We start from the raw sequence: 24,050 nt of genomic DNA on the forward strand, positions 1-24,050 counted from the left end.
TTCGCACGTGCCTAAATCCATATTCGGAGTATACATAGTGAACCTGAATGTTAGTTGAAAGGATGCTTCAGACACGCCAAAAACCTCCGGGTCCTCTCCAGCCGCCGCATTCATAGATGCGCTCATGCCGGAAAAGCTTCCCGAAGGCTTGCTGCTTAACCTATTCTCCTCCTGTTGAATACGTACGGGTGAATCACTTGCCAGCAACAGCACGAACCACACGAAACCCCTGGTCATTCCCCCGGCTGCTCGGCTCGAATTTGCCGCGGAAGGATACCTCTGTGTTGTTCACTCCGCCGATCCAGCCGCCGCCCTTCACCAGCCGGACCGAGCCGGTCTTGCTATTCGAATCCCCTTCTCCATACCAGTTCCAGCACCATTCCCTTACGTTCCCTGACATATCATACAGTCCCAGCTCATTGGGCTGCTTGAGGCCGGTATTTCTCGGCTGGCTATGGTTGTTCTCAATCGCAGGCCAGTTCCAGTCCCCGGTCAGGAATTGATCGCCGGAGTTCCTCCAGTACCAGGCTACTTCCTCCGGATTGTCGCTTCCGCTATACGGGTTGCTTGTGCTCATCTGGCCTCCGCCTGCTGCATATTCCCACTCGGCTTCTGTCGGCAGACGGTAACCGTCCGCCCCTTCATTCGCCGTTACAGTCCATTTCATGAAATCCCGGTCACTTGTATTATTCGGATCGACCGTATTCTTGTCTATATTATAATAGGGGGCCAGGCCTTCCTTCACACTCCGCTCATTGCAGTACTCCACGGCATCATACCAGGTTACGCTCTCTACCGGCAGCTTATCTCCTTGGAACTGCGAGGGGTTATTCTTCATCACTTCCAGCCATTCTTGCTGGGTGATCTCATATTTACCGATGTAGAAGTCCGGGAGGGTCATCTCTGTCCCGTAATAATTGGATTTCGTATCCTTAAAAGTACCGCCTTCCACCCGCACTAAACGCTCATCAGCGGCAGGCTTCTCCTGCGAGCAGGCACTGGCTATAACCGCGATTGCCATGCACAGAATCAGAATCATTAATCGTTTTCTCATGAACAGCTCTCCTTTGAGCAGATGGGCAAGGTACAGGACCTAAGCGAAGTTCGGTGCGCGAAAATGATAAGGCCGGCAGCTTGTCCACCCGGCCGGCCTTAGCCTGTCAACGATTAGCTGAACTTACGGTACTGCCGGAACGGCAAGTGCCGGTCAGCTTGTCCATTACCACACGGTTACGTTGGAGGAGCCGCTGCTCTGGTATCCTTCGGTAGCCAGTACCTGGTAAGACCAGTTGCTTCCCAGATTCATGCCTTTGCTCTTCCAGGCATTCACGTGGTTGTTGAACGTGATCTGAACATTGCTGCCGATCGGTCTTTTGGATTGTCTTACACTCCAGTACTGAGGGAATGTGGCATTTCCGTCAATTGAAGGAGCGTCGTAACGCATTGTGGTGTAAATATCATAGGTACCTCCATCACTGTTCACAGTACCTTTGAACTGGCCGGTAGGTCTGTAAGTCCCCCAGCTATCGACCACGTAATATTCAATAAGGGCATTCCGGGTCCATCCGTAGAAGGTCAAATATCCGTTACCGGAAGGTGAAAAGACACCCGCGTTATAATTGACGACCCGGTTCGCCGTGCCGTAGGTCCAGCCTTTACCGACTACGAAGTTCCCGGTGTTATACCAGTTCACACTGTAATTCCCGCCACTTCCGTTCACCGCATTCACGGTTCCGCCGCCATCGGTCCAGTTCTGCCAATAATCTGTTGCGCCTGCAGTAGCTGCGAACGCGCTGAAGCTCAGTGCCGCTGTCATTAATACCGTAAGAAGTTTCTTTTTCATTGTAAATTAATACCTCCCGATTATAATGTGTTTGCTTACAGCTTACTGCTCCCAGCAGAATATAACTTATCCTGATGGTTATCCCATATATTTACTTGTCCTCCTTTCGAGATGATTATATCTAGTAAGCGTTTACATTTCTCTCTGCAAACTAAAGATTAACCCCCAATTTTTATTGATATTATGAAATTATTGGGATGCTCGCGCGAAAAATGACCCTAAAAGGTGAATGATGTAACAACTTAAGAGGGTTCATCCGCTTCCCTCTGAGGGCATTCGGCGAATTCGGGAGCACTAGCACCTCATGCACTCATATGCCCTCAGGATCATTCAAAGAATACTGTTACATGCACAAAAAGCCGCCCCGATACGGGACAGCTCTGTACTGGCGCTCCTAATTTCTCCTAATGCTCCTAAAGTCTCTTAGCCCATCCGGATGACCGCCTTGACCACATCCTCCTTATTGTCGATCACGTAATCGAACGCTTGCTGCGTCTCCGCGAAGTTGAATTCGTGGGTGACGATGCCCTTGACGTCAATCTTGCCGTCCGCGATGGCTCCGATGGCTGCCGGATACAGGTTGCGGTACCGGAAGACCGACTTGATGTCGGCCTCCTTGAACATAATCTGCATGAAGTCAAAGTCGATGATATCCTTGGCAGCTAGGCCTACGAGGACAATGGTCCCGCCTCTTTTGACCAGATAAGGGGTCTGCTTCACCGTATGCTCGCTGCCTGCCGTCTCGATGACCTTATCCACGCCCGCGCCACCGGTCCAAGCCGCAATAACCTCCAGTACATCCTCCCGTCTGGCGTTAATCACCCGCGTAGCCCCTAGCTTCATCGCTGCCTCCAGCCGCTTCTCAATGATGTCCACCACCACAATCTCCGTAGCCCCGTACGCCTTGCAGGCCAACAGGGTGACCAGCCCGATGCAGCCCGCTCCCAGAATCACCACACGGTCCCCCAGCTTAACGCCGCCCTGCGCCGCAGCATGGAGTCCCACCGCCAGCGGCTCCACCAGCGCCCCCTCCTCCGAAGACACATTATCCGGCAGCTTGAAGGCCATGTTCTCCGGAAAAGCCATATAATCCATCAGACAGCCATGGTACGGCGGCGTAGCTAGGAACTGTACATCCGGACACAGATTATACTTGCCGCTCTTGCAGAACTCACATTGTCCGCAGGTCACACCAGGCTCCAGGGCTACCCGGTCCCCCACCTTCAGATGTTTCACACCAGGGCCAAGCTCCACCACTTCTCCGGCGCATTCATGCCCCAGAATGAAATCTCCGTCCACCACGAAATCGCCGATCCGGCCATGCTCCAGGTAATGCACATCCGAGCCGCAGATGCCGACAACCTCCAGCTTCACAATGACCTCGCCCGCTTGGGCTACAGGCATGCCGATTTCCTTCATTGCCATTTGCTTCAGATCTGTCATATAACAAGCTCTGTTCTTCATCTGTTTCTCCTCCTCAGGGACATTAGCTTGCTCTTATAAAAACTACTGTTACTTCAAGACTTCTGCCTTCTTCAGTTATATAATAATATACTTTTATAAAACTATTTAAATAAGATTATAGTCAGATTTAAAGTGAAGTCAACAAAAACTCCCCCAGAGCAGGACAGTGCCGCGCTTACAGCAACGTCCCTCTTGTGGAGGAGCGGGGAAAGCAGATATTGTATTAGGTAAAATCAACCCGGTTCTAGATGCTGTCGATAAACTCCGTCACCAGCTCCAGGGCAGCGCCCACAGCGGTAGCCTCCAGCTTGTATTTGCAGACCCGCAGGTAGGAACCGTCCTGTTCGAAGGTGTTCTTGTGCGCTGCTAACGCCTGAAGATCATCGATGTATTCCTCCATGTAAGCTCCGGCATAGCCGCCGAGAATCACATCGCAATCGTACAGCATCCGCAGGTTATTCACTGTGATGATCAGATAGCCCACATACTCCTGCCAGATGGCCTGCTGCTCCTTCTTGCCCTCTCCCAAGAGCCTGAAGAATTCCACAATACTGCCCCCGGTGCTGTCCGAGAGGATTTTCGCGGAGCAGTAGGCATCGACGCAGCCCTTCTGCCCGCAGTAGCAGGTCCGGCCTCCAGGCAGAATCGTCATATGCCCGAACTCCCCGCTGCGGTGGTTCTGGCCTGCATAGATCTGATTACCTACTATAATGGCACCGCCCACGCTATTGTTAAGGGACAGATAGACCACATTGTGTATGTCCTGCTCTCCCCACAGTTCAGTGAGCCCCGCCGCATTCGCATCATTGCTCAGGACGCAGGGATAAGGGATGTATTCGGCGAACCGCCGGACACTGCCTCCCTTGAAATCTATGACTGTAGCATAGCTCACTGTCTGCCGGTCCCCGGATAGAATCGCGGGCAGCGCAATGCCTACACCGAGAATCTGGCTGCGTTCCAGCTGACAAGCCTCTATGAAATCCTCTACCAGCTTGCCTACTCCCCGGAAGTAATTCTCCTCATTCGCAAATGGATAATGATTCCTGACATTCTTAATGATCCTGCCGCTCAAATCAATGACGACAATTCCCACATGATTCAGGGTAACATCCAGTCCGACAGCATATCCCGCTACACTGTTGCAGGCCAACGACTTGGCCTTACGGCCTCCGGTGGATTCATACAGCCCTGTCTCCTCAATCAGCCCGCGTTCCTGCAGCTCCTTGAGATTCTGTGTCACGGTGGGAAGACTTAGACCTAGCGCCTGCGCAATCTCCTGAATGGAAGTGGACTCACGGTGGTACAGGTACCGGTAAATGGCGTTTCGGTTCATCTTTTTAACTTCCATACTGTTCAAGCGATGTGTCGCCATTCGAATCCCCCCACTTTTACAAATGTACTTTATAATTTTATACATATAATATGCAATCACACCCGTTATAGCAATTATTGGCCGCTTTAATTGTGAATATTTTCACTTAATTGGTTTTATTGTATCAAGAATTGGAAGTTAAGTCATTAATCTTTTCCCGATTCGCACTTTATTTTAGTATGTTATAATCAGAAAAAATTAGCCAAGGAGAAATTCCCTCGGCTTCATCGGCATTCAGGATCAGAAGATTGAAATGCTGTTCGTAGATCCCGCAGCCCGGGGACAGGGGATTGGCAAGGAACTGGTCATGTACGCCATACACACTCTGAACGTACACTCTGTGGATGTGAATGAAGACAATCCCCAGGCTGCCGGATTCTATGAACATTTAGGCTTCCGGGTCTACGGCCGCTCCGAACAGGATGAGCAAGGCAAGCCATGGCCCATCCTGCATATGCGGTTATAGCATGAACAGCCGTGACTCTCTCGCCGTCCAAATATTCAGCGCCTGTGTACGGACTGCGGGATTCGCATGATTCCTGTACTCCCGCAGACGCTCTGACGGTTCCGGGCTCCAGCGGAGCGCCGTTCCCGCTGCTTCCAGCAAGGACAGTCCGAGATACGGAGCTTCATAAGACGGTTCTGCCCGCAGCACATCCACAATCTCAAGCAGTGTCTCCGGTGTCCAGTACCCTGCGCTGTTCTCCAGGCTGACGGCAAGCCCGCTGTACAACCCGCTCAAGAGCTGTGGCTGACGGGTTACCTCCTGCGCGATCCGCTTCACGTACCCGGACGCTTCCTCTGCCTTACTCCAATCGATCACTGCAATATATAAGGTCAGGACCAGCGGTTGTAATGTCTCATCGGCGGCCAGAATATCGGCTAGCTCCAGGTAGAGCGGGGTAAGCTGCACCCTTGTACTCATGGGCAAACCGGTAAGCTGGTTGATGAGCACCTGCAGACGCTGCCGGTGGGGCAGATCTCTGTCCGCCGCTGCATTCCATTCCTGCGTCACGGGCGTTGCCGACAACTGCCGGCAGATACCAGCCACAACCGCATTCACTTTGCCGTCCCGGGCGGCTTCAATCAGTGTCATCATCGCGAACTCCCAGCTGGAGCTGTCCTTCAGACCCGCAACCGCCTGAGCCGCAGCCGCGGCAACGGTGCCTTCATAACCGCTTGTCCACCACTTCATGGAACTATAAGCCTGGCTGCTGACCGATACATCCGGATGATCGGCAATGGCTATGATTAAGTCCAGATAGCGCGGTCTGTAAGCAAGCGGAAGCGCAGCAGGCTGCTGGGACAACAAGCTCACTGCGATATCACGCTCTGGAGAAGCAGCGATGGCGCTTAGCACCTCCCAGCTCCGTTCATCGTCCAGCAGACCCCTGGCAGCATGCCCTATAGCAATCACCACATCCTTATGCACAGCAGGCTTCGCGAACTCACGCAGGAGCAGCGGAAGACTGTCCTCACTTCTATACGCACCAAGCAGGCGGATGGCTTCCTTGCGGACGGTGATCTTCAGCTTCTCCCGGCTCAGCAGCGCCTTCAGTGCCTGAGACAGCTGCTGCGGACTGACCCGGCGGATGCACCTCGGGATGGAGTACATCGCTACACGGGCCCGGTCGCTATCCAGATGCTCAAGCAGCACAGGCAACGATTTCTCCGGCTCCTCCAGCAGGGACAGGGCATGAAGCGCTGCCTCCGCTACCGCCACCTCTTTGTCCTGTACCAGCTCATACAGCCGCTCCGGGTTCACATCCGGCATGCTTGCCATGATTCTAATCGCTCTGGCACGCTCAAACAGGCTGTACTTGGGACCGAAGGCGATTGTGCTTAACAGGGCACCATACGCCTCCTGCTGGCGCGGCAGCCAGCGGTGAAACCCGTCCGCAGCCGGAACAGGATATACCGTTTTGCCTGAGAGGAACTTGCCCTTGATGACAGCCCCCGACAGGTAAGGGTCCAGCCATTCCTGACGCTTCAGATGCAGATGCAAGAATACCTCGTGGATGGTAATATACGATGGATCTGCATCCAGCAGCTCCTTCACCCGTTCATCGCGCGTCTTGAGCGGCTTCAGCCAGAGCCGGGTTGCCCGGATCGCGGTGGCCTCGGTTTTGGCCCGGGTGGCTTCCCGTAAGAGCTGCTGTAGCTTGACGATGCCATAGCCTCTTTTACCAAATGAAGTTGCCAGGCTCAGCACCAGGTTGTAATTCTCACGCTTCCCTGCCTGTGCGGCGTAGGAATAGATACTGTCAAAGATGATCTCTTCCACGCCCCGCGGCATGTTCTTCGCAAGGGGCGGCAGGGAGAGCTGCCCATCCTGCTTCGCCAGCTTCCGGAGTGTGTTCAGCGCGAACTTGAACAGCTCCCCGCCCGGCTCCGCCGCCTGATGGCGCAGAATCGAGAAGGCCAATTGCTGCACAGAGTACCTGGTACCGTAGGAGGTGTCTCTGGCATCAATCACACTGTCCACCAGCACAGTAAGCGCAGGGACATGAGCAGCCTCGTACACAGACGCCGGACTCTCCGACAGCTCCTTGAACACCGCACTCCGCACAGGGTCCTGATCATTGCGAATACGGCTTAAGGTCAGCAGTGTGGCATCCATGCCCTGTCTTGCCAGAACCGTGCTGCGGATTAGCTGCATCAGCGCCGTGGCGCGTTCGTCGGCATTCGATACCCGGGTGGCCTGCTCAAGCTGCTCACGAACCTGAAGAATGGAGCGGGCAGCAGTAATGCGCAGGGTACGCTCCCGGTTTTCCTTGATCTCACGCAGGCCCAGCATCCGGGCGGCCTCCCGGTCACGCAGCTCATGCGGTAATACATACAGCAGCCTCTCCGGGAAAATCCACTCCCGGCGCTTCTCCTCCTCATACACCGCATCAAAAATCTCCTGGCGCTTAGATGGCGCAAGATGCTCCAGCAGCCGCGCCACATGCTGGGGCTGGTCCGCCAGCAGCTTGGCAAGCTGCGACCACTCGTCCATGGAGAGGAGCTTCGCCCGCTTGAGCACAGCTTCAGGCACACCGTAAGCCATAAGCTCACCTCGCGTCTGCGTCCGGATCAGCAGCTCATACACCGCGCCCGGTCTCAGGCGCATCAGTGTGCCGAGATTCGCCTTAAACGCAGGCGGCAGCAGGTCTGCCGGTCCATGGTTCACCGCATAAGCCAGCACCAGGTCAGGCTTGTGATTGCATAGATGCTCCAGCGCGGAGGAGAACCGTGACCAGACCGTCCCCTTGGCCCTAAGCGGAGCTGCTTCCAGCTCTCTGGTGAAATACTCCGCGACCACCTCCAGGTGGCGGCTGGCCAGCTTTTTCCAATCCTTAATGGCGTACCCCAGCTCAACAAGCCGGGCGCGGACGGTTGCCGCAGAGCAGGCCTGCAGCACAATCGCTGCCTCCTCCGGGCCCCACCGGGCCTGGACCACAGGCAATAACCGTTCCGCCAGCTCCTGGCGGTTCATCAGGGCTACCGTACGCAGCAGCTTGCGGCGGCAATCCTGTGACAGCTGCGGAAGCTCGCGTTCAATCTCTTCGCCTGAGGCGACTTTGGGCAGCAGGCCCGCAGCCACATTCCGGATGCTTGCCATGGGGTGCTTCAGCCCCGCCAGAATCACAGAAGCATCCAGCGTGGCGATCGCCCCCATCAGGGCCAAGCGCGCCTCATACGCCCCGCCCGCCAGCAAAGCAGTCAGCAGCAGGGAGTATTCTGGAGATCCCAGATGCTGCCGTCCTAAGGCTGTTATTCTTTTGATTCTATCGGAATACCCTAATTGATCCAGTTCCTTAAGTAAGCGCTCTTTGGTAAGCAGGTCCTGTCTGACCATGGTAAGTCCTCCTCTTGAATCGGTTCTGATTTCTTTCATCTTACAAAAAGCTGGAGTCCGCCCGCAACAAACCAAAGGGTAACCCCGAATCCGGTGCTTCCACCATCTTCAGGATTACCCTCTATACTGCTTGCTCTATCAGTCTACTCTTTGTCTCGCTTAGCCTGAACGAACACATACGTGTTCTCGTCCGACAAGGCCGCTTCATACCGGAAATCAAACCCGCTGAAGCCCTGAATCTCCTCGACGCTGGTAATCTGCTGCTCCGCCATGAACCGGACCATCTCGCCTCTGGCCATCTTGACCAGCGTCGCCCGCTCCACCACCTTGCCGCCGATCTCCTGCCCGAATACAACGCTAACCATCCGGACATGGCTGCCCAAGTACGGAGAGATGCACTTGCTATATTCCTTGGAGGCCAGATTCACAATAGTGTCACTCTCTGCGAACAGCTGGTCCGCCAATCTTCTGTTCCAGAACTCATAGAGGGTACTGAAGCCCGGCCCGCCCAGCTTGGCCTGCATCTCCAGCCTGTAAGGGACCACCCCGTCGAACGGCCGGACGATGCCATAGAACCCGGACAGTATCCGCAAATGCTGCTGCAGATAGTCCAGCTCCTCCGTCTGAAAAATCCCCGGCGCCATGTACTGGTACTGGATGCCCTCATAGGCGAAGATCGCCGGGGTTAGATTCCGGGTTAGATCCATCTCTTCAATCCGCTGCATATTCAGCGCGGCAATAGCGTCATTGCATTTCCACAGCGCCTTGGCTTCTGCGTAACTCAGCTTACGAAGCAGGGACAGGAGCGCCTGTGACTCGTGTAAGAACTGCGGAGCCTGGCGGGATTCCAGGAAATCCGTGTCCGTCTTCATCTTTTTGGCAGGTGAAATGATGATTCTCATGATACGCTCTTTTCTACCCCTACGGGAAAATAAATGTACCTCTATACTATCATATTATTCCCCCGCCGGCCCCCGGCCAAGTTATTCAGCAGCAAGCGGTACGAAGACAGAGGCGCAGTTCGCCCTCCCCTTATTCCCCAATCACCCGAATCACCGTATCAAAAGCTTCCAGCTCCACAACCTGCGGACCGTAGTCCGTCTCGATAGTGGTAAGCTGCGGCTGACCGCTATTGTTGATCACAACCAGGCGCTTACTCTGCGGATAATACGCGCACTCGGTGTAGAGATTATCCGGGAGGTAGCGGGTCTCCTCCAGCTCATTGCCGGCATAGCGGATCAGGTTCAGCAGCAGACGGGTATTCTCCCAGCTGAAGGCAAAGGACGGCAGGTAGATGCCCTTCCCTCTTCCGAAGCTATTCACCGTCAGGGCCAGCTTGCCCTCTGCCTCACGAATCACGGCTGCTGCCCCGTCGGTCAGATAAATCCCGTTCTTCGGCGTGAGGCTGACGCCATCCGGCACCAGTCCCTGCACCGGCTGAACCTCATAAGCCCATTTGCCATGGGCTACCCGTGCGCCCGTATCCTCATCCACCCCGAGAATATGCGCCATCCGGAAGTAGTGATCGTAGCCGTCCACGGCGGAGGGCTGATTCACTCCGATGAACGCGCCGCCCTTATACACCCACTCTGTCAAGGCGTCCACTGTCTGACTGTCCTTCCAGTGGTCCCCGCCGCTCCATGCTGAACCGGCGCTGCCTGCATTAATCACCACATCCACATCCTTCAAGATACCCTGACGGATATCCTCGAAATCAATGAACCGCACCTCCACCGGCAAGCCGGATAAGGCCTCATTGATATGAACCAGGTCATGCATATACGTCTCATGGAAGTGGCCGGAGAGGGTCCACGACCGCAGCTTGCCCCACGAGTGCAGAACAGCTACCTTAGTCTTGATGTGATAAGGCTGCCCCTGCCGGTGCAGCTCCTTGATCTCCCTGAATTCATCTGCAATCTTCTCAATATACGCACAGAAATCCGGGTAAGGCTCGACCAGATGCAGATAGCCGCCCAAGCCAATCCGGTCGATCGGCTCACGTAGGAGAGCGCGCCGGATGTTAATCCAGTATTGCTTCGCATCGAGTGTGGGATTGCCCCCTTCCATGAAGGTGGGTGCGCCGCCCAGGCCAACCGGGAACAGATACGGATGCAGCCGGATCTCATGCGTCTCCACCTTCACCCCTGAGCAGAGTCTGGCTTCATAGCCCGAGAACACGCATTTGATCATCCCGTCGAAGCCGAACTCCCCGAAGCGGTCATTGTATGGCTCAGCGCCCACCCAGCTGTCATCGTAGAAGACATAGGCCAGCTTGCCGTGCTTATGGACAATGTCAATTAACTGCTTGCCGAACCCGATGACGAAATCGTTGATAAAAGCCATATAGTCGAGCTTACGCTGCTCTGCCGGGATATGACTGACACGGTATTTGCCGCCGTTCACGAAATCCTCTGCGGTCAGCGAATAGCCGTATTGCTCCGCGAACAGATCCAGGCCCCGCGCACTCACCGTGAAGTCGTAGGACCCCCAGTCCGAGAACAGATGGCGGTTCTGCCCGCTGCTGCCCCAGATCCAGGCGAAATTGTAGAACAGGGAGGTGAAGCGGACCACTGTCGTCGCCTGATGCTCCCCGCACCAGTCCTCCATCCAGTCCAGCAGGTACTGCCGGGTCCCCTCATACATCGGATCAATCTGCATCAGATGCTCTTTGTCCCAGTGATTCGTCGTGTGGTTGTACATAGAGATCTCTTCCCAGATCCTGTAGGCCATGAAGCTGACGGTATATTTATGCCAAGGTGTAATGCCGGTTAGCACCACATTGCCGGATTCCCGGTCGTAATTCCACTGCTCCCCCGGCACCTCCTTCCCGGTTGTCCGGTCGTACACCTGCCAGTACTTGAATGCCTCAAGGGAATCATTCACCCTGAATTGCTCTGCGAAGAAATCCTCCAGCAGATAGATGGATATGTAATCCTGGACAGCCACCTTCGGACTTGTAATCAGGAAGGTCTGCTGCAGCTTGTCCGGGTTCCTCGACGCCCAAGCGTTATGGTCGCGGATGATGCACAGGGTCGAATAGATGCCGTAACCGGCACTAATAATCTCTTCTGACAACTGCGTACCGTCACTGTCACGAATGACATCGGCCCCCCAGCGTTCGGCAAGCTTCAAGGTCAGTGCTTCATAACCGGCTTCCCCCGGCAGGGTAAAAGCTCCTGTGGAGCCTGTAGATAATTTCGGCAACGGGAATTCCTCCTATTTCAGCAGATCCGACAGGAACGCAAGCGCGAGGCCCTGGCCCCAGCCCTGAGTCCAGTCCTTGGGAATATGGCGGTACCCTTCACGGTCCTTCATAACGGCGGTACCGCCCGATACGTTCAATACGCGTCCGTCTTCAGTGATGTTCTCCAGAATGCCCTTCAGGGCCTTTTGCACATACCGGGTATGCAGCGGATTGCCGTTATTCACCATGGCCGCAGCGATCCCGCAGGATGCCGATACCTCTTCATAGGACTCCTCATCGTCCAGCAGCGTACGCCACAGGCCGTTCTCCGTCTGCACCAGCTTCAGCGCCGCCAGCTGATCCCGGAGCGAGCACTCCACATCCATACACTGCGGGTACAGGTACCACTCCTTAAGCAGCGGCTTCACCTGCGACATCGTATAGGCTCCCCAGGCGTTCGCCCGGCCCCAGTACAGCCCGGACATATGGTCCTGCTTCACATGGTTATAGCCGTGGAACCAGAGGCCGGTGCTGGGGTCCTGTAAATATTTGATGTGCCAGTAATACTGGTTAAGCGCGTCCTGGATCAGCTCCTGATCCTCCAGCTTGCTGCCCACACGCAGCAGGAAGAACGCCGCCATGAACAGCGTATCCGCCCAGGCCTGCTCCGGGAAGTCATTGGACACCGAGACCGTATGCTGCAGCACCTGATCCCCGAACCGCAGCGCGGTCTCCCGGATATATCCGATTTTACTCATGACAATATCCCAGTACTTCTGGTCCCCGGTCTCTTCGTACAAGGTGATCAGCATATGGCCCATGGCACAGGTGTTGACCGTCCAGTCGGGCAGCCCCAGCTCAATATATTCATCTACCCACTTCACCAGCTGGTTCAGATACTCCTGGTTCCCCGTGGTCTGGTAGGCTCTGGATACCCCATAATAGGCAACGCCGCAAGGCCATTCCCATGTTAAATCCATCGCCAGTGTCTTCCTTGCCACTTTATCGATTACACTTAAGATTTCTTCCCGGTTATATTTAACTTGAAGCATGTGTATTCCCCTCTCCTGTTCCCTGCGTCTCTGAAGGCAGCTATTATCTGTCCATCCGCTTGGAAGCGCTTTACAGAATCTATTGTAAGCAGTAAAATGTTCTACATCTAAGCACATTCATATCAAAACTGCGCAATTTCGACCCTTTATTCTTCATTCCTATTCTAACGCAAGAAGGACAGGAGCTGCTGAAGATGCCCAGAAAAAAGAAACCCGTCATTGAGTACCGCCACTACAGCCTGCCGATCCAGTTCCCTGTCCTGCTGCTTAGCGGCGAACGCTGGAAAATCTCCGATATCAAGAGCGAGCACCTGCATTTCCACAACCACCTGGAGATCGGGATCTGCTATTCAGATAGCGGGATTATGGAGATTAAGGGCGAGAACGTGCCTTTTGCCGCCGGGGATGTGACCTTCCTGCCGCGGTATCTGCCCCATACGACGTACAGTTCGCCGGGAGAGGCCAGTCTGTGGTCCTATCTGTTCTTCTCACCGGAGGATCTGTTTCAGCATTCCTTCAAGAGCGCCTACGCTGGCTTCGAGCCGAATCTCTGGGCAGTGCAGGGCGCGAACTGTATTCTGAGCAGAGACAAGCACCCTCTAGTCTATACGCTGGCTACCTCTATCGTCCTCGAATTGCAGCAGCAGAAGCCTTACTATCAGGAGAGTACCTACGGCTTATTGCTGTCCCTGTACATTGAGCTGCTCCGCATCCATTCTACGAACGAAGCCTTGAGCGGCCAGGAGGCCGGCCATACGCTCCTCGGTGACTTCGCTATCGCCCCCGCGCTGGAGTATATTACCCGCAACTATATGGCGCCGATGACCATCGATGACCTGGCCGGGCTGTGCCACTTGAGCACCACCCATTTCCGCCGCAAATTCCATGATACGATGGGCACCGCCCCCCTGGATTTCCTGAGCAGCACCCGGATTGAGGAAGCCTGCAAGCAGCTTAAGTGCACCGAGGATTCAATTCTGGAGATCTCGGAGAAGGTCGGCTTCCACTCCATCTCCAGCTTCAACCGCTGCTTCTCCAAGCTGATGGGCGTCCCGCCCAAGGAATGGCGCAAGGGTGCGCAGTCGGAGGCGCAATCGGCGAAAGCGAGTATTCTGGAGTTCACGGGGTGGGTGTGAGTGCAGGTTATTTTCTTGCCAGCGCTACTCTTCTTATACTCTCTTGCGTCCAGGGAGGGGCCAGGGGATGCTCCATGATCTCATCGCAGGTCAGCCAATGGACGGCTTCGACTTCATCAGGACTCCGGTTAGTGGCTGTACCACTGTCATATTCACATAGGAACACCATATTGATGACATGGCGCCCATCCTCAGTTACGAAAGAGGAGCTATATACAAAAGTAACCGCATCCTTGATCACGATGCCAACCTCCTCATCGCATTCGCGCTTCACCGTCCGTTCGAGGATTTCGAGCGTGTTGCCCTCAATATCCACTTTTCCCCCTACAAGAGCCAGAGTCCCTCCTGCATGCTCTTCTTTGGTACTCCGTGTTATCACCAGCCACTTATCTTCCTTACAGATTGCTGCTTCTACGTTAACAATGAACATACCGCCATGCCCCTCTCCTGGAAATTCTGTTAAAGCCAATTATAGCAAATACCAGACCTCATATAGCAAATACAAGGCTTCCAATCGCCCGGGTAATCAGCAAGTGTATATAACGCCAAAAAGCGAATTCAGCTTATGCCTGAATCCGCTTTTTGGGGTTTGTACAGTTTAGTTTATACCATTAATCAATCAGCTCTGACTTCTGGAGCAGACGCTGGATCAGCACCGCCACTTCTGCGCGGGTCACGTTGGCTTTGGCCTCCAGCTTATTGCCGCTGCGGCCAGTGATTAAGCCGGCGGAGGCTGCGAGCGCCAGACTGTCCTTCGCCCAGGCTCCCGTGCGGCTTGCATCCGTGAAGCCTGCAAGCACGCCTGCGGTGTCCACTGTGCCCGTCTGTTCCGCGAGACCGGTCAGCTTCATCGCCTTGGCGAGGATGTTCATGGCCTGCTCGCGTGTGATCCGGTCTGCGGGACGGAAGGTTCCGTCCTCGAAGCCGGTAATCAGCCCCGCCCCGGACGCTGTCCCAACTGCTGCTGCATACCAGCTATTCGCCGGAACATCTGCGAACTTCGCAGCTCCCTCTCCAAGCTTCAGGCCCAGACCGCGTACGATGATCGCTGCGAATTCTGCACGGGTGATGTCAGCGTTCGGGTTGAACGTGGATTCGTTCACCCCGTTAATGACCAGACGGGAGCCCATGTCATTCACTGCATTTTTCGCCCAATGCTTCTCCACATCCGCGAACGTCAGCGGATGCCAGACCACCGAATAGGTGCTGTTCGTCAGACTGTGGATCTCTGCGTAATATTTACCATCCTTCTGAATGAATCTGGTCGGTACATGGCGCACCGTTCCATCCGGATCGACAACGATACCCGTGGTAAGCCGGTTCGGGTTAACCCCCTGCGGAAGCGTCACTGTCCGCGATACATATGCATTGAACCGGCTCAGCTCTACTGTTGAGGTTCCGGAAGAAGCAGTAACTGTGAAATCCAGGATAGGCGCTGCAAGGGTCAGGCCGCCTCTGTCTGCCGCAGCGGTAACCACCTGATTCATGGCAGCCGAAGCATCACCAATGGTAATTCTCAGCGTAATATCCTCAAGCTTAACTCCGTTGCCTAATCTTGCGGCCAATGCGCCGATGTTAATCTCGGATGCAGGCAACGTATAGCTGCCCTTGCTGGTTTGAAGCACCAGGGTGGCCGCCACATTCTCCATATTCTTGATCATCTGGCCGCTCAATTCGCCGACAATCACATTCGAATCCAGCATCATCGGGATAGTTACTACAGCTCCGTTCCCCTCGGCATCCAGCTTCGCCTGAAGTTTGGCCGGATCTACAGCAATGGTCGTTGTTCTGAGATTGCCGATGGTCGTTGTGGTTGCTTTGCCTGCATTCTCCTCCTTGCCGTTCACAAGGACAATCACATCGGTAACTGTACTGGCCGGATTCCCGGAAGGGCTCCCGCTGTTAGGGTTACTTCCGCTTCCCGGGCTAACCGGATCGGGAGTCGGCGTTACCGGAGTAGTCATCGTAACTACTGCAATGACGCTGCCGTATTTTAACACCTTGCCGTCTCCATCTGCCTCAGCAATGCCAATCGTATCTCCGTCGGCTGCCGGAATCAGTCCCTGACTGCCTATAAGCGTGTATCCGGTCAGGAGCTCTCCCACATTCGGCACGATGATGCTGCCAGAACCAAAATTCTTATACAGCAGCTTATGTCCATCAGCCGGTGCAGGTGTAACCTTAATTTGTGTATAGCCGTTATTCTCTGCACCACTCGGATCACTGGCACTCACAGCCAAGTCCCCGGCAGGGATCAAGACATTCGTTGTAAAAGTCAACGTAGTTGCCGGTCCCGCCGGAACCGATCCGCTGGCCGCCACCCGTACCTTCACAGTATGCTCGCCGCTGAGGTCCGGCAGGTTGGTTCCGTCATAACGAACGAAGGGTCCTTCATCCACGGAGAATTCCATGCTGGTGTTCAGGCCCGCAATCGTATTGTTCAGATCATCCGCCACTACTTCTGGAGCCCCCGGGATCACGGCATCCGAGTCATGCACAGTCACCTGAGCAATAGCAGAAGCAAAGTCCGTTGACGTAGCCTTCACCCGCACATAGTACGTGCCTGGTGCAAGACCGGTAATTGTAGTGTCTGTTACTTCTGTCCAAGCCTCAGTGTCCCCAATCCGGTATTCCATCTGGACGGTCAGATTCTGCAGTGTTCCGTCATTGGCTCCGTTATAGGTCACATCCGTTACACTCACTCCGACTGGAGCGGCCTGACGCGCGGGAACACCCAGCACTTGCGCATCACTATCGGTGGTGGTCACCCCGTCGCCCGTCTTCACGATAATCAGGGTGGTTCCCAGCCAGCTGCTGTCCAGCGGCAGCATTCCGTCCATAGTGGCCGTAACAGCCGTACCATTTACGGTGTATACCCCTTCTGGAATCAGACCTGTCAATCGCTCAGCGGTGTAATCAATCACCGCCGCAGGCGTCACTTCTGCCTCAGAGGCAAAAGAATTCACTGTCACTTCCACCACAACGGAGCTGAACGCCGTTGCTGTCGCCTTCGTGCGGACATCATAGACGCCTGGTGCAAGGCCTGTGACGGTGGTGCCTGGAACATCTGTCCATGCGCCTGCTGTACCTTTTCTATATTCCATGGCTGTTGTCACATTCGTGAGCGTGCCATCCTTCGCTTGAATCGCCGTTTCGTCTGTTGAAGCTACATCCACAGGTGCTGCCGGACGGGCAGGAAGGTTCAAGGTCTGCGCTGCACTGTCTATGGTTGTGGACGCATTCCCCTGCTTCACCAGGCTCAGGGTGGTTCCCAGCCACGAGCTATCCAGCGCCAGCTTACCATCTGCATCTGCTGTTACGGTCAATGTACCGTTCAGTGTATACAGGCCATTCGCCGTCAGACCGCTCAGCAGCTCAGCTTCGTAGTCAATGACCGCTGTTGGCGTGGCTTCCAGAGTGGGCACGTAGGCATTCACTGTTACAGCTTGTGCTTCCGAGGCAAAAGCTGTCACCGTACCCTTCGTACGGACATAGTACGTAACAGGGACTAACCCGCTTACGCTGGTGCCTGGAACATCTGTCCATGCGCCTGCTGTACCTTTTCTATATTCCATGGCTGTTGTCACATTCGTGAGCGTGCCGTTCTTCGCGTTAATCGCGGTTTCATCCGTTGCTGTTACTCCGGCAGGCGCTGCCGGGCGGGCAGGAATGCTCAAAGTCTGCGCCGCACTGTCTATGGTTGTGGACGCATTCCCCTGCTTCACCAGGCTCAGGGAGCTGTCCAGCCAAGAGCTATCCAGTGCCAGCTTACCATCTGCATCCGCTGTTACGGTCAACGTACCGTTCAGTGTATACAGGCCATTCGCCGTCAAACCGCTCAACTGCTCAGCTTCGTAGTCAATGACCGCTGCCGGGGTCGCTTCCGGTATCGCTACATACGCCACCACATTCACGCTCTGTGCTTCCGAGGCAAAAGCCGTCAAAGTCGCCTTGATCTGGACGTAGTACGTTCCCGGAGCAAGCCCCGACACTTGTGTGCCCGTCACATCCGTCCATGCGCCTGCGACACCTTGCTTGTACTCCATGGCCGGAGTCACATTCGTAAGCGTACCGTTCTTCGCGTTAATCGCCGTCTCATCCGTTGCCGTAACTCCGACAGGTGCTGCCGGACGAACAGGAATGCTCACGGTTTGCGCCGCACTGTCAATGGTCGTTGACGTATTTCCCTGCTTCACAAGGCTCAGGGAGGTTCCCAGCCACGAGCGATCCAGCGCCAGCTTGCCCGCCGCATCCGCCTGTATTGATAACGTGCCATTCACCGTATAGAGACCATTCGCCAGCAGACCGCTCAGCTGCTCGGCCCCATAGTCAATCACCGCTGCCGGGGTGGTCTCTACCAGTGGCACATACGCATTCACCGTTACACTATACGCTTCCGAGGCAAAAGACGACGCCGTCCGTTTCACACGGACCTCGTACGTACCCGGAGCCAGGCCTGTCACAGATGTCCCAGTCACATCCGTCCATGCTCCCCCGGTACTTAGCTTGTACTCCATTGCTGAAGTCACATTCGCAAGTGTTCCGTTGTCCGCATCTATCGCCAGTTCATCTGTTGCCGTCACACCAGTCGGTGTCGCCGGACGGGATGGAATGCTCAGCATCTGTGCCGCACTGTCTACAGTTGTCGTAGAATTCCCCTGCTTCACAATACTCAGGGACTCTCCCAGCCAGCTCTGCTCCAGCGCCAGCGTGCCAGCCGCAGTCGCCGTTACCGCTGTACCGTTCACGGTATACGTGCCATTCGCCGTCAGACCGCTCAGCTGCTCGGCCTCATAGTCGATCACCGCTGCCGGGGTTGTCTCTACCGTTGGCACATACGCTTTCACCGTTACACTATACGCTTCCGATACAAAAGACGACGCCGTCCGTTTCACACGGACCTCGTACGTACCCGGAGCCAGTTCCGTCACTGCTGTACCGGTCACATCTGTCCATACTCCCCCGGTACTTAGCTTGTACTCCATCGCAGCATTCACATTCGCAAGTGTACCGTTGTTCGCTTCTATTCCCAGTTCATCCGTTGCCGTCACACCTGTTGGTGCCCCAGGACGGGAAGGAATGACCAGCACCTGCGCCGCACTATCTACGGTTGTCGTAGCATTTCCTTGCTTCACAATACTCAGGGACTCTCCCAGCCAACTCTGCTCCAGCGCCAGCGTTCCAGCCGCACTCGCCGTTACCGCTGTACCGTTCACGGTATACGTGCCATTCGCCGTCAGACCGCTCAGCTGCTCGGCCTCATAGTCGATCACCGCTGCCGGAGTCGGCTCCAGCGCCGGCTTGAACAGCGATACGGTTGCCGTCAGCGGCGAACCGCTGACCGTGTATCCGCTTGGCGAATTCACAGCTACGGATACATCGCCCTCGCCGGTCACTGAAGTAAGCGCAAGGCTCCAGGCCGTCCCCGACCCGCTCAAGGACCCTTTTACCGCAGAGCCTGTACCATCTGTAATGGTGATATCATCTGCCGTCAGCCCGGCTATCGCAGCATCAAAGGTCAGGTCAATCTTCGTTGAAGTGGTTGTTCCGGGTACGCCGTCTGCTACTGCCGATTGCAGCACTACCGGAGTTAAGGCCACCCTGTTGAACAGCTTGCCGGTGATTCGGAAATGAGTGGCATCTGTGTTATCTGTTGTGATGAAAACAATCTTGTCTCCAAAGGCCGGATATACAGCGAACTTCGCATAGTACTCCACATTGAACATCCAGGTGTCTTCATTGTATCCCTGAAATACAGCCGGAGCGGAAGCCACAGCCTGATCCGTTGTATACAGCAGGGTTCCATCATTGTCATAGTAATTCAGGTAAGCGTACTGGGTTCCCGACCACTCTGTGCCGTAGTTATAGGCATCGTCAATGGCCTTATTCGACGCGGCATCCGTGCTTACCGTTACGAATCCCGGCAGTGCGCCTTTCTTATAGACAGCGGCAGATGCCTCGCCCAGCGAACCATTTACGTTAAATCCGCCTTGGCTTACCCCCGCATTGTCATATAAGGAGACACTGGTAATTCCGGTTTGCCAGCTGTATTGACTGAACATGAAATTCCCGTTGCTCAGCGTAGACAGATATAGCTGCTTCTCATTCGTTCTCGCGCCAACATTAATGGTGGTTATGGAGGTTCCGTTGTTATTGAATAACTGCAGATAGATATTATCGTTTGAGGGTCCCGAATTGTACGCAGCCATATACACGCCATCACCAGCGGCTACGTAGGACATGCTCGCATTAGCATCTACCAGCAGGGTTTCGCTTGATACCGGTACGCCGGCAGCAGTGAAGACACGGGTAACCGTGCTTTTATTGTCATTTCGTTGCCAGGAAAAAGCGATATCGCCGTTAGACAGCTCAGCCGCAGAGATAAAGCGCGTTAGCTGCGGCAGACTGGCCGCACTGAAGGTATTGAGCCGGGTCTGGCCGGTCACCTTCTGGGCGTTCTTATCCAGCACCATGAAATAGGCATTTGGCGTACTCTCAGTAACTGTGCCCAACTGCGTGTTGTATTCGCTGGAGTCGCTTTTACTGTACATAATCAGCAAATTTCCGTTATTGAGTGCAAGCATACTCACATACGTCATTTTGTAATAGGTGTCCATCAGGCTGCCCAGGTTAACGTCCGTCATAAGCGTTCCTGCGCTGTTAAAGACTCTCAAAAAGTTAGATGCCGTGTAAGAATTCCCCTGATAGACGAATGAATTCAGCAGGACCGCCGTACTTCCATCCTGTAGACCCTGCGCATCCGCCAGATTCTTGCCCGCCGCATACGTAACCGGAGGCTCAATTACAAAATCAGCCGCTTCATTGAACGACGGCACCGCCGCATAGACACGGAGTGACATCATCGGCAGCAGTCCGATCACCAATACCACAGCCAGCCCGATTTTCCCCAATTTCTTAAACATCGCTTTCCTCCTTGTCGAATGACCATTTCCATAATATTGATAACGCTTCCGCAAAATTCTGAACATGCTCTGCACATGCCCGGCATTAGCAAGCATTAGTTTTTCATACTGGTTTATCGACATTTTTCGCGATTAAGTTAACAATTCCGACAAATTATTTTTAAATATTCCGACAATAAATGTGTATTAAGTCCTTGCAAGAAATAAAAAGACGAAAATGCGCGCAAAAAAGCCCGCTCTGCCGATTGAACAGAACGGGCTGATGAATATCTTCTACATTTCTTCCACATACCGCTTGGCTTCACCAAGGGGCATATCCGTATGCTGGCGGACCAGCTTGATGGCGGAAATGAGCTGTCCCTCCTTTTTTAACTGGCGGACATGCTCCTGAACTTCTTCGGGAACGGCCTTCAACGAAGTGCTTGCTGTCTCCCGGCGCTTCAGCTCCGCGGCTACCCGTTGCTCCATCTCTGGCGTCAACGCCTCGTCAACAGCCGCGGCAGGCACCGGCCAGCGCTCCGGCTTATTCCCCCGGACTGCTGCGAGCAAAGTACCTACAAGCGAATAGAGCACCATATACTGGGCCAAACGGTACAGGTACAACCATATGGTACTTAGCGTGACTACCTTCCCACCTGGCTTCAGAATGGCGAGATTATCCGAAATGACGTATTGGCCTGGCGCATAATTATTAACATCCTGGTTCAGCTGCAATTGACCTATAGGTGAGACGATCCATTCCAGCGGCTTGTTGGTTAAGGGGTTCCCGGCTGTGTCGATCATCATGCCCAAGAACGAGAAGAGGGCGACGGCAAAGACCAAATAAGCGGACCAATTCAACCTTTTGACTAACACCACAATACTGAACACAACCAGCAACGTCAGACTTCTTATGTAATCGTTATGTAGAAAAAATTGAAAAACTACCGGCAGCCCCCATCCAAACAGCAGCACCAGCACAGCCGCAAACCCAAAGAAAAACAATAGAATCTTAACATTCTTCATCACTTAATCCATTCTCCTTTCCCGCCTCCTATCCTATATTTACCCAGAATGAAGTCATTTGAGGCGATCCTGTTTATAGTACAATTATAGCTGTCGGCCACATGTTATAATATGCAGCCTATTATCAACCCAGGTGAAGGAGGATTTATTTACTATGAATGAATTGGTAGATATGAAGGAATTGTTCAAGCAGATCATCAAGCAAGACGTCAAACCTTTTTTCGCCGCACAGGATTATCGTACAAAGGATCTGAATTTCTACAAAACAGAGGGCCAGCTCAGCTATAAAATCAATATTCAGAAATATAAGTACAATACACACAAGCAACTCAGCTTCTATGTAAATTACAGTATTCATTCCGAAGAGCTTGCGCAATATAGGCCTGCTGTGTCTCTGGGCTTGGCTCACTTCTATACCCGGATCGGGAACATCGTCCCCGCCGCCCCGGAACGCTACTTCCTGACGCCGGAGGTAGATGTGGACAAGTTCACGGCAGACCTGCTGCTCCACTTGGATCAGGGTCTTCAATTCTTGTACACCTTAACCGATGCCAGGGCCATTATTGAATACTATATGCAGCGGACAGCACTGCATTTAAGTGAGGAGACCTTCGGGTTCCTGCTGGATACTGGGGATACAGAGACTGCGGAGCAATACCTGAAGCAGCTCCAAGCGAAATACGGCGCCGAGAAGCGCTGGGGGATCTTGGAGAAGAAGTATGCAGCGGTCTGGGAGAAATACGGAAGCCCTTCCTAGCGCAGCGCATTATAGTCGGTTTTCCGACTACATTTCGCCTGCCCGGCGCACACGGTCCAATTGTGGTTGTTTTTCTGTGAAAATACGTTTGGTACAACCTGCGATAAACTCCCGCTACTCATTTTCATGCTGGCGTTGTGCCTTGAAAGGCAGGTTTGTTGTGGCATAGGTTGGGCCGTGCGTACTCGCACCCACCCTCCACAAATAAAAGGGCTTCCCGCTCTCGTAAGGAGACATCGGGATAGCCCTTTTTCAATATACATCTGTTCAGGTTAGGATAAGTTCTCCGTCAGCAGCGTGAAACCTTCGATCACCGCATCCTCATCAATCTCAATCATGATGCAGCGCTTGCCCTGGTAATTCACCTGCCGTACATATCTCAAGTCCTGCGGGCTGATCGTGATGGAAGCGACCTTCGTATCGATCTTGATCGACTTGGAGGTGAACTTCGGGATGACGCTGCTGGCCTTCAGCTCATAGTGCTTATTGTCCACAATGGTCTCGAACGCGCGCTCCACCTTCTCCGCCGTCACATCCTCCACGCCGCTGGCCTTCAGCACACGCTCCACATCGCGGTAATCAAGCCTCGGCGGCTCTTCCTCTTCCGCGTTGTCCTCAATCACTTGATGAATCTCCTCGTACACTTGGGCAATGGTCGCCACATCGATCTGTTCGCCCGCCACTTCCTTCACGATGTCCTCAAAAATAGACCGTTCCTCCAGCGCCGTCACCGACCGCTCCGCATTGAGAACCTGCTCGATAAATTGCGCATTCGGGTTATTCGAACTCCCTGTGCAATAGAGCACACGGTTGATATCCGAATAGTTGTCCGTCACACTCGGGTAGAAGAAGCCCTGCTCCGGCGTGCTCAGCTTGATGATAGGATCAACCATGATATTGTATTTGAACTCCCGCTCCACATAATCGAACAAAAGCGTCTTACGCTGCTGCTCCGTGGAATTCACGCTGCACAGAATGAACGGATGCGCGAATACCTCGTCCTTGCCGGTCTCCTCAGCTTCGTCATTACGCGCCTTGGTCGGCCGGAAGTATTGCCCCCGCACGAACGTGACTACGGCATCCTTCTCATACTTGGCATCCACCAGCATTTTGTCCACCAGCATGAGCATCAGGTCCTGCCACTCCTCCGGGTCACCGGTTATCAGCCCCTGGTGCAGCATCACCTGCGACGGCTCCTCCGCTTCCTCCAGGAACTTCAGCTCGAACAACTTCTGGTCCAGCTCGCCCGTCAGCAGCTTGCGGAAGTTGCTCATATATAGCTCCTGCTTCTCGCGTTCCAGCATGGCGAACGGCTGGCGTTCGAAGTGGTAGATTTCATTCGTTTCTTTCATAATATAGACATTCAGAATATCGTACAGATTCAGCTGATCATGGTCCATCTTGAACTGCTTGCGTATATGTGCGGCTTCTTTCTTGATCATGGGTTGTGACACAGCTCCTATGAAATGAATT

15 protein-coding genes are annotated in these 24,050 nt (G+C 54.1%); 3 read left to right on the forward strand and 12 right to left on the reverse strand.

From position 1 onward, the window contains the following. Positions 1-193: 193 nt before the first annotated feature. The 4 genes from NSS64_RS24670 to NSS64_RS24685 form a co-directional block, all read right to left on the reverse strand. Positions 194-1,054, reverse strand: a complete 861-nt coding sequence (locus NSS64_RS24670; protein ID WP_340944137.1) for a formylglycine-generating enzyme family protein — start codon at positions 1,052-1,054, stop codon at positions 194-196. 165 nt (positions 1,055-1,219) lie between these two features. After that, entirely contained in the window at positions 1,220-1,843 is a 624-nt protein-coding gene (locus NSS64_RS24675) for a glycoside hydrolase family 11 protein (protein ID WP_339222314.1), read from the reverse strand. A 423-nt stretch (positions 1,844-2,266) separates the two neighbouring features. Continuing rightward, a complete protein-coding gene (locus tag NSS64_RS24680) occupies positions 2,267-3,307 on the reverse strand; it encodes an NAD(P)-dependent alcohol dehydrogenase (protein ID WP_341141849.1) in 1,041 nt (346 codons plus the stop codon). A gap of 244 nt (positions 3,308-3,551) precedes the next feature. Beyond that, on the reverse strand, positions 3,552-4,679 hold the full coding sequence (locus tag NSS64_RS24685; RefSeq protein WP_341141850.1) for an ROK family transcriptional regulator: 1,128 nt from the start codon (positions 4,677-4,679) through the stop codon (positions 3,552-3,554). A 232-nt stretch (positions 4,680-4,911) separates the two neighbouring features. Here NSS64_RS24685 and NSS64_RS24690 point away from each other — a divergent pair, with 232 nt between their 5' ends. Then, positions 4,912-5,145, forward strand: coding sequence for a GNAT family N-acetyltransferase (locus NSS64_RS24690; RefSeq protein WP_341142900.1), 234 nt, complete (start codon positions 4,912-4,914; stop codon positions 5,143-5,145). Here the strand turns inward: NSS64_RS24690 and NSS64_RS24695 are convergent. From NSS64_RS24695 to NSS64_RS24710, 4 genes are all read right to left on the reverse strand, one after another. Beyond that, positions 5,140-8,520, reverse strand: coding sequence for a HEAT repeat domain-containing protein (locus tag NSS64_RS24695; protein ID WP_341141851.1), 3,381 nt, complete (start codon positions 8,518-8,520; stop codon positions 5,140-5,142). The genes NSS64_RS24690 and NSS64_RS24695 overlap by 6 nt on opposite strands. A gap of 143 nt (positions 8,521-8,663) precedes the next feature. Further along, positions 8,664-9,422, reverse strand: coding sequence for a peroxide stress protein YaaA (gene yaaA / locus NSS64_RS24700; protein WP_341141852.1), 759 nt, complete (start codon positions 9,420-9,422; stop codon positions 8,664-8,666). A gap of 130 nt (positions 9,423-9,552) precedes the next feature. Further along, on the reverse strand, positions 9,553-11,724 hold the full coding sequence (gene gnpA / locus NSS64_RS24705; RefSeq protein WP_341141853.1) for a 1,3-beta-galactosyl-N-acetylhexosamine phosphorylase: 2,172 nt from the start codon (positions 11,722-11,724) through the stop codon (positions 9,553-9,555). A gap of 12 nt (positions 11,725-11,736) precedes the next feature. After that, positions 11,737-12,756, reverse strand: coding sequence for a glycoside hydrolase family 88/105 protein (locus NSS64_RS24710; protein WP_341141854.1), 1,020 nt, complete (start codon positions 12,754-12,756; stop codon positions 11,737-11,739). A 194-nt stretch (positions 12,757-12,950) separates the two neighbouring features. On the opposite strand from NSS64_RS24710, the gene NSS64_RS24715 reads away from it, so the two are divergent. After that, positions 12,951-13,892: an AraC family transcriptional regulator gene (locus tag NSS64_RS24715; RefSeq protein ID WP_341141855.1), complete on the forward strand. Its 942-nt coding sequence runs from the start codon at positions 12,951-12,953 to the stop codon at positions 13,890-13,892. A gap of 7 nt (positions 13,893-13,899) precedes the next feature. Here NSS64_RS24715 and NSS64_RS24720 read toward each other — a convergent pair whose 3' ends face one another. The 3 genes from NSS64_RS24720 to NSS64_RS24730 form a co-directional block, all read right to left on the reverse strand. Then, positions 13,900-14,322: an NUDIX domain-containing protein gene (locus NSS64_RS24720; protein WP_341141856.1), complete on the reverse strand. Its 423-nt coding sequence runs from the start codon at positions 14,320-14,322 to the stop codon at positions 13,900-13,902. Between the two features lie 181 nt (positions 14,323-14,503). After that, entirely contained in the window at positions 14,504-20,815 is a 6,312-nt protein-coding gene (locus NSS64_RS24725; RefSeq protein ID WP_341141857.1) for an S-layer homology domain-containing protein, read from the reverse strand. A 273-nt stretch (positions 20,816-21,088) separates the two neighbouring features. Continuing rightward, complete coding sequence (locus tag NSS64_RS24730; protein ID WP_341141858.1) at positions 21,089-21,823, reverse strand: hypothetical protein; 735 nt, start codon at positions 21,821-21,823, stop codon at positions 21,089-21,091. Positions 21,824-21,974: 151 nt separating this feature from the next. Here NSS64_RS24730 and NSS64_RS24735 point away from each other — a divergent pair, with 151 nt between their 5' ends. Next, positions 21,975-22,577 carry a DUF4304 domain-containing protein gene (locus NSS64_RS24735; RefSeq protein WP_341141859.1) on the forward strand — a complete coding sequence of 201 codons (603 nt, stop codon included), beginning with the start codon at positions 21,975-21,977 and terminating at the stop codon, positions 22,575-22,577. A 272-nt stretch (positions 22,578-22,849) separates the two neighbouring features. On the opposite strand, the gene NSS64_RS24740 is transcribed toward NSS64_RS24735, so the two are convergent. After that, positions 22,850-24,019 carry a DUF4317 domain-containing protein gene (locus tag NSS64_RS24740; RefSeq protein ID WP_340756912.1) on the reverse strand — a complete coding sequence of 390 codons (1,170 nt, stop codon included), beginning with the start codon at positions 24,017-24,019 and terminating at the stop codon, positions 22,850-22,852. Positions 24,020-24,050 lie beyond the last annotated feature (31 nt).

The sequence above is a fragment of the Paenibacillus sp. FSL H8-0122 genome, assembly GCF_038005345.1.
In the GTDB taxonomy this organism is placed as follows: Bacteria; Bacillota; Bacilli; order Paenibacillales; family Paenibacillaceae; genus Paenibacillus_AQ.

What these genes read in the sequence shown, in the direction of transcription:
- NSS64_RS24670 (WP_340944137.1), bottom strand. Translation starts at nt 1,054, where the DNA reads ATGAGAAAACGATTAATGATTCTGATTCTGTGCATGGCAATCGCGGTT.
- NSS64_RS24675 (WP_339222314.1), bottom strand. Translation starts at nt 1,843, where the DNA reads ATGAAAAAGAAACTTCTTACGGTATTAATGACAGCGGCACTGAGCTTC.
- NSS64_RS24680 (WP_341141849.1), bottom strand. Translation starts at nt 3,307, where the DNA reads ATGAAGAACAGAGCTTGTTATATGACAGATCTGAAGCAAATGGCAATG.
- NSS64_RS24685 (WP_341141850.1), bottom strand. Translation starts at nt 4,679, where the DNA reads ATGGCGACACATCGCTTGAACAGTATGGAAGTTAAAAAGATGAACCGA.
- NSS64_RS24695 (WP_341141851.1), bottom strand. Translation starts at nt 8,520, where the DNA reads ATGGTCAGACAGGACCTGCTTACCAAAGAGCGCTTACTTAAGGAACTG.
- yaaA (WP_341141852.1), bottom strand. Translation starts at nt 9,422, where the DNA reads ATGAGAATCATCATTTCACCTGCCAAAAAGATGAAGACGGACACGGAT.
- NSS64_RS24710 (WP_341141854.1), bottom strand. Translation starts at nt 12,756, where the DNA reads ATGCTTCAAGTTAAATATAACCGGGAAGAAATCTTAAGTGTAATCGAT.
- NSS64_RS24715 (WP_341141855.1), top strand. Translation starts at nt 12,951, where the DNA reads ATGCCCAGAAAAAAGAAACCCGTCATTGAGTACCGCCACTACAGCCTG.
- NSS64_RS24720 (WP_341141856.1), bottom strand. Translation starts at nt 14,322, where the DNA reads ATGTTCATTGTTAACGTAGAAGCAGCAATCTGTAAGGAAGATAAGTGG.
- NSS64_RS24725 (WP_341141857.1), bottom strand. Translation starts at nt 20,815, where the DNA reads ATGTTTAAGAAATTGGGGAAAATCGGGCTGGCTGTGGTATTGGTGATC.
- NSS64_RS24735 (WP_341141859.1), top strand. Translation starts at nt 21,975, where the DNA reads ATGAATGAATTGGTAGATATGAAGGAATTGTTCAAGCAGATCATCAAG.
- NSS64_RS24740 (WP_340756912.1), bottom strand. Translation starts at nt 24,019, where the DNA reads ATGATCAAGAAAGAAGCCGCACATATACGCAAGCAGTTCAAGATGGAC.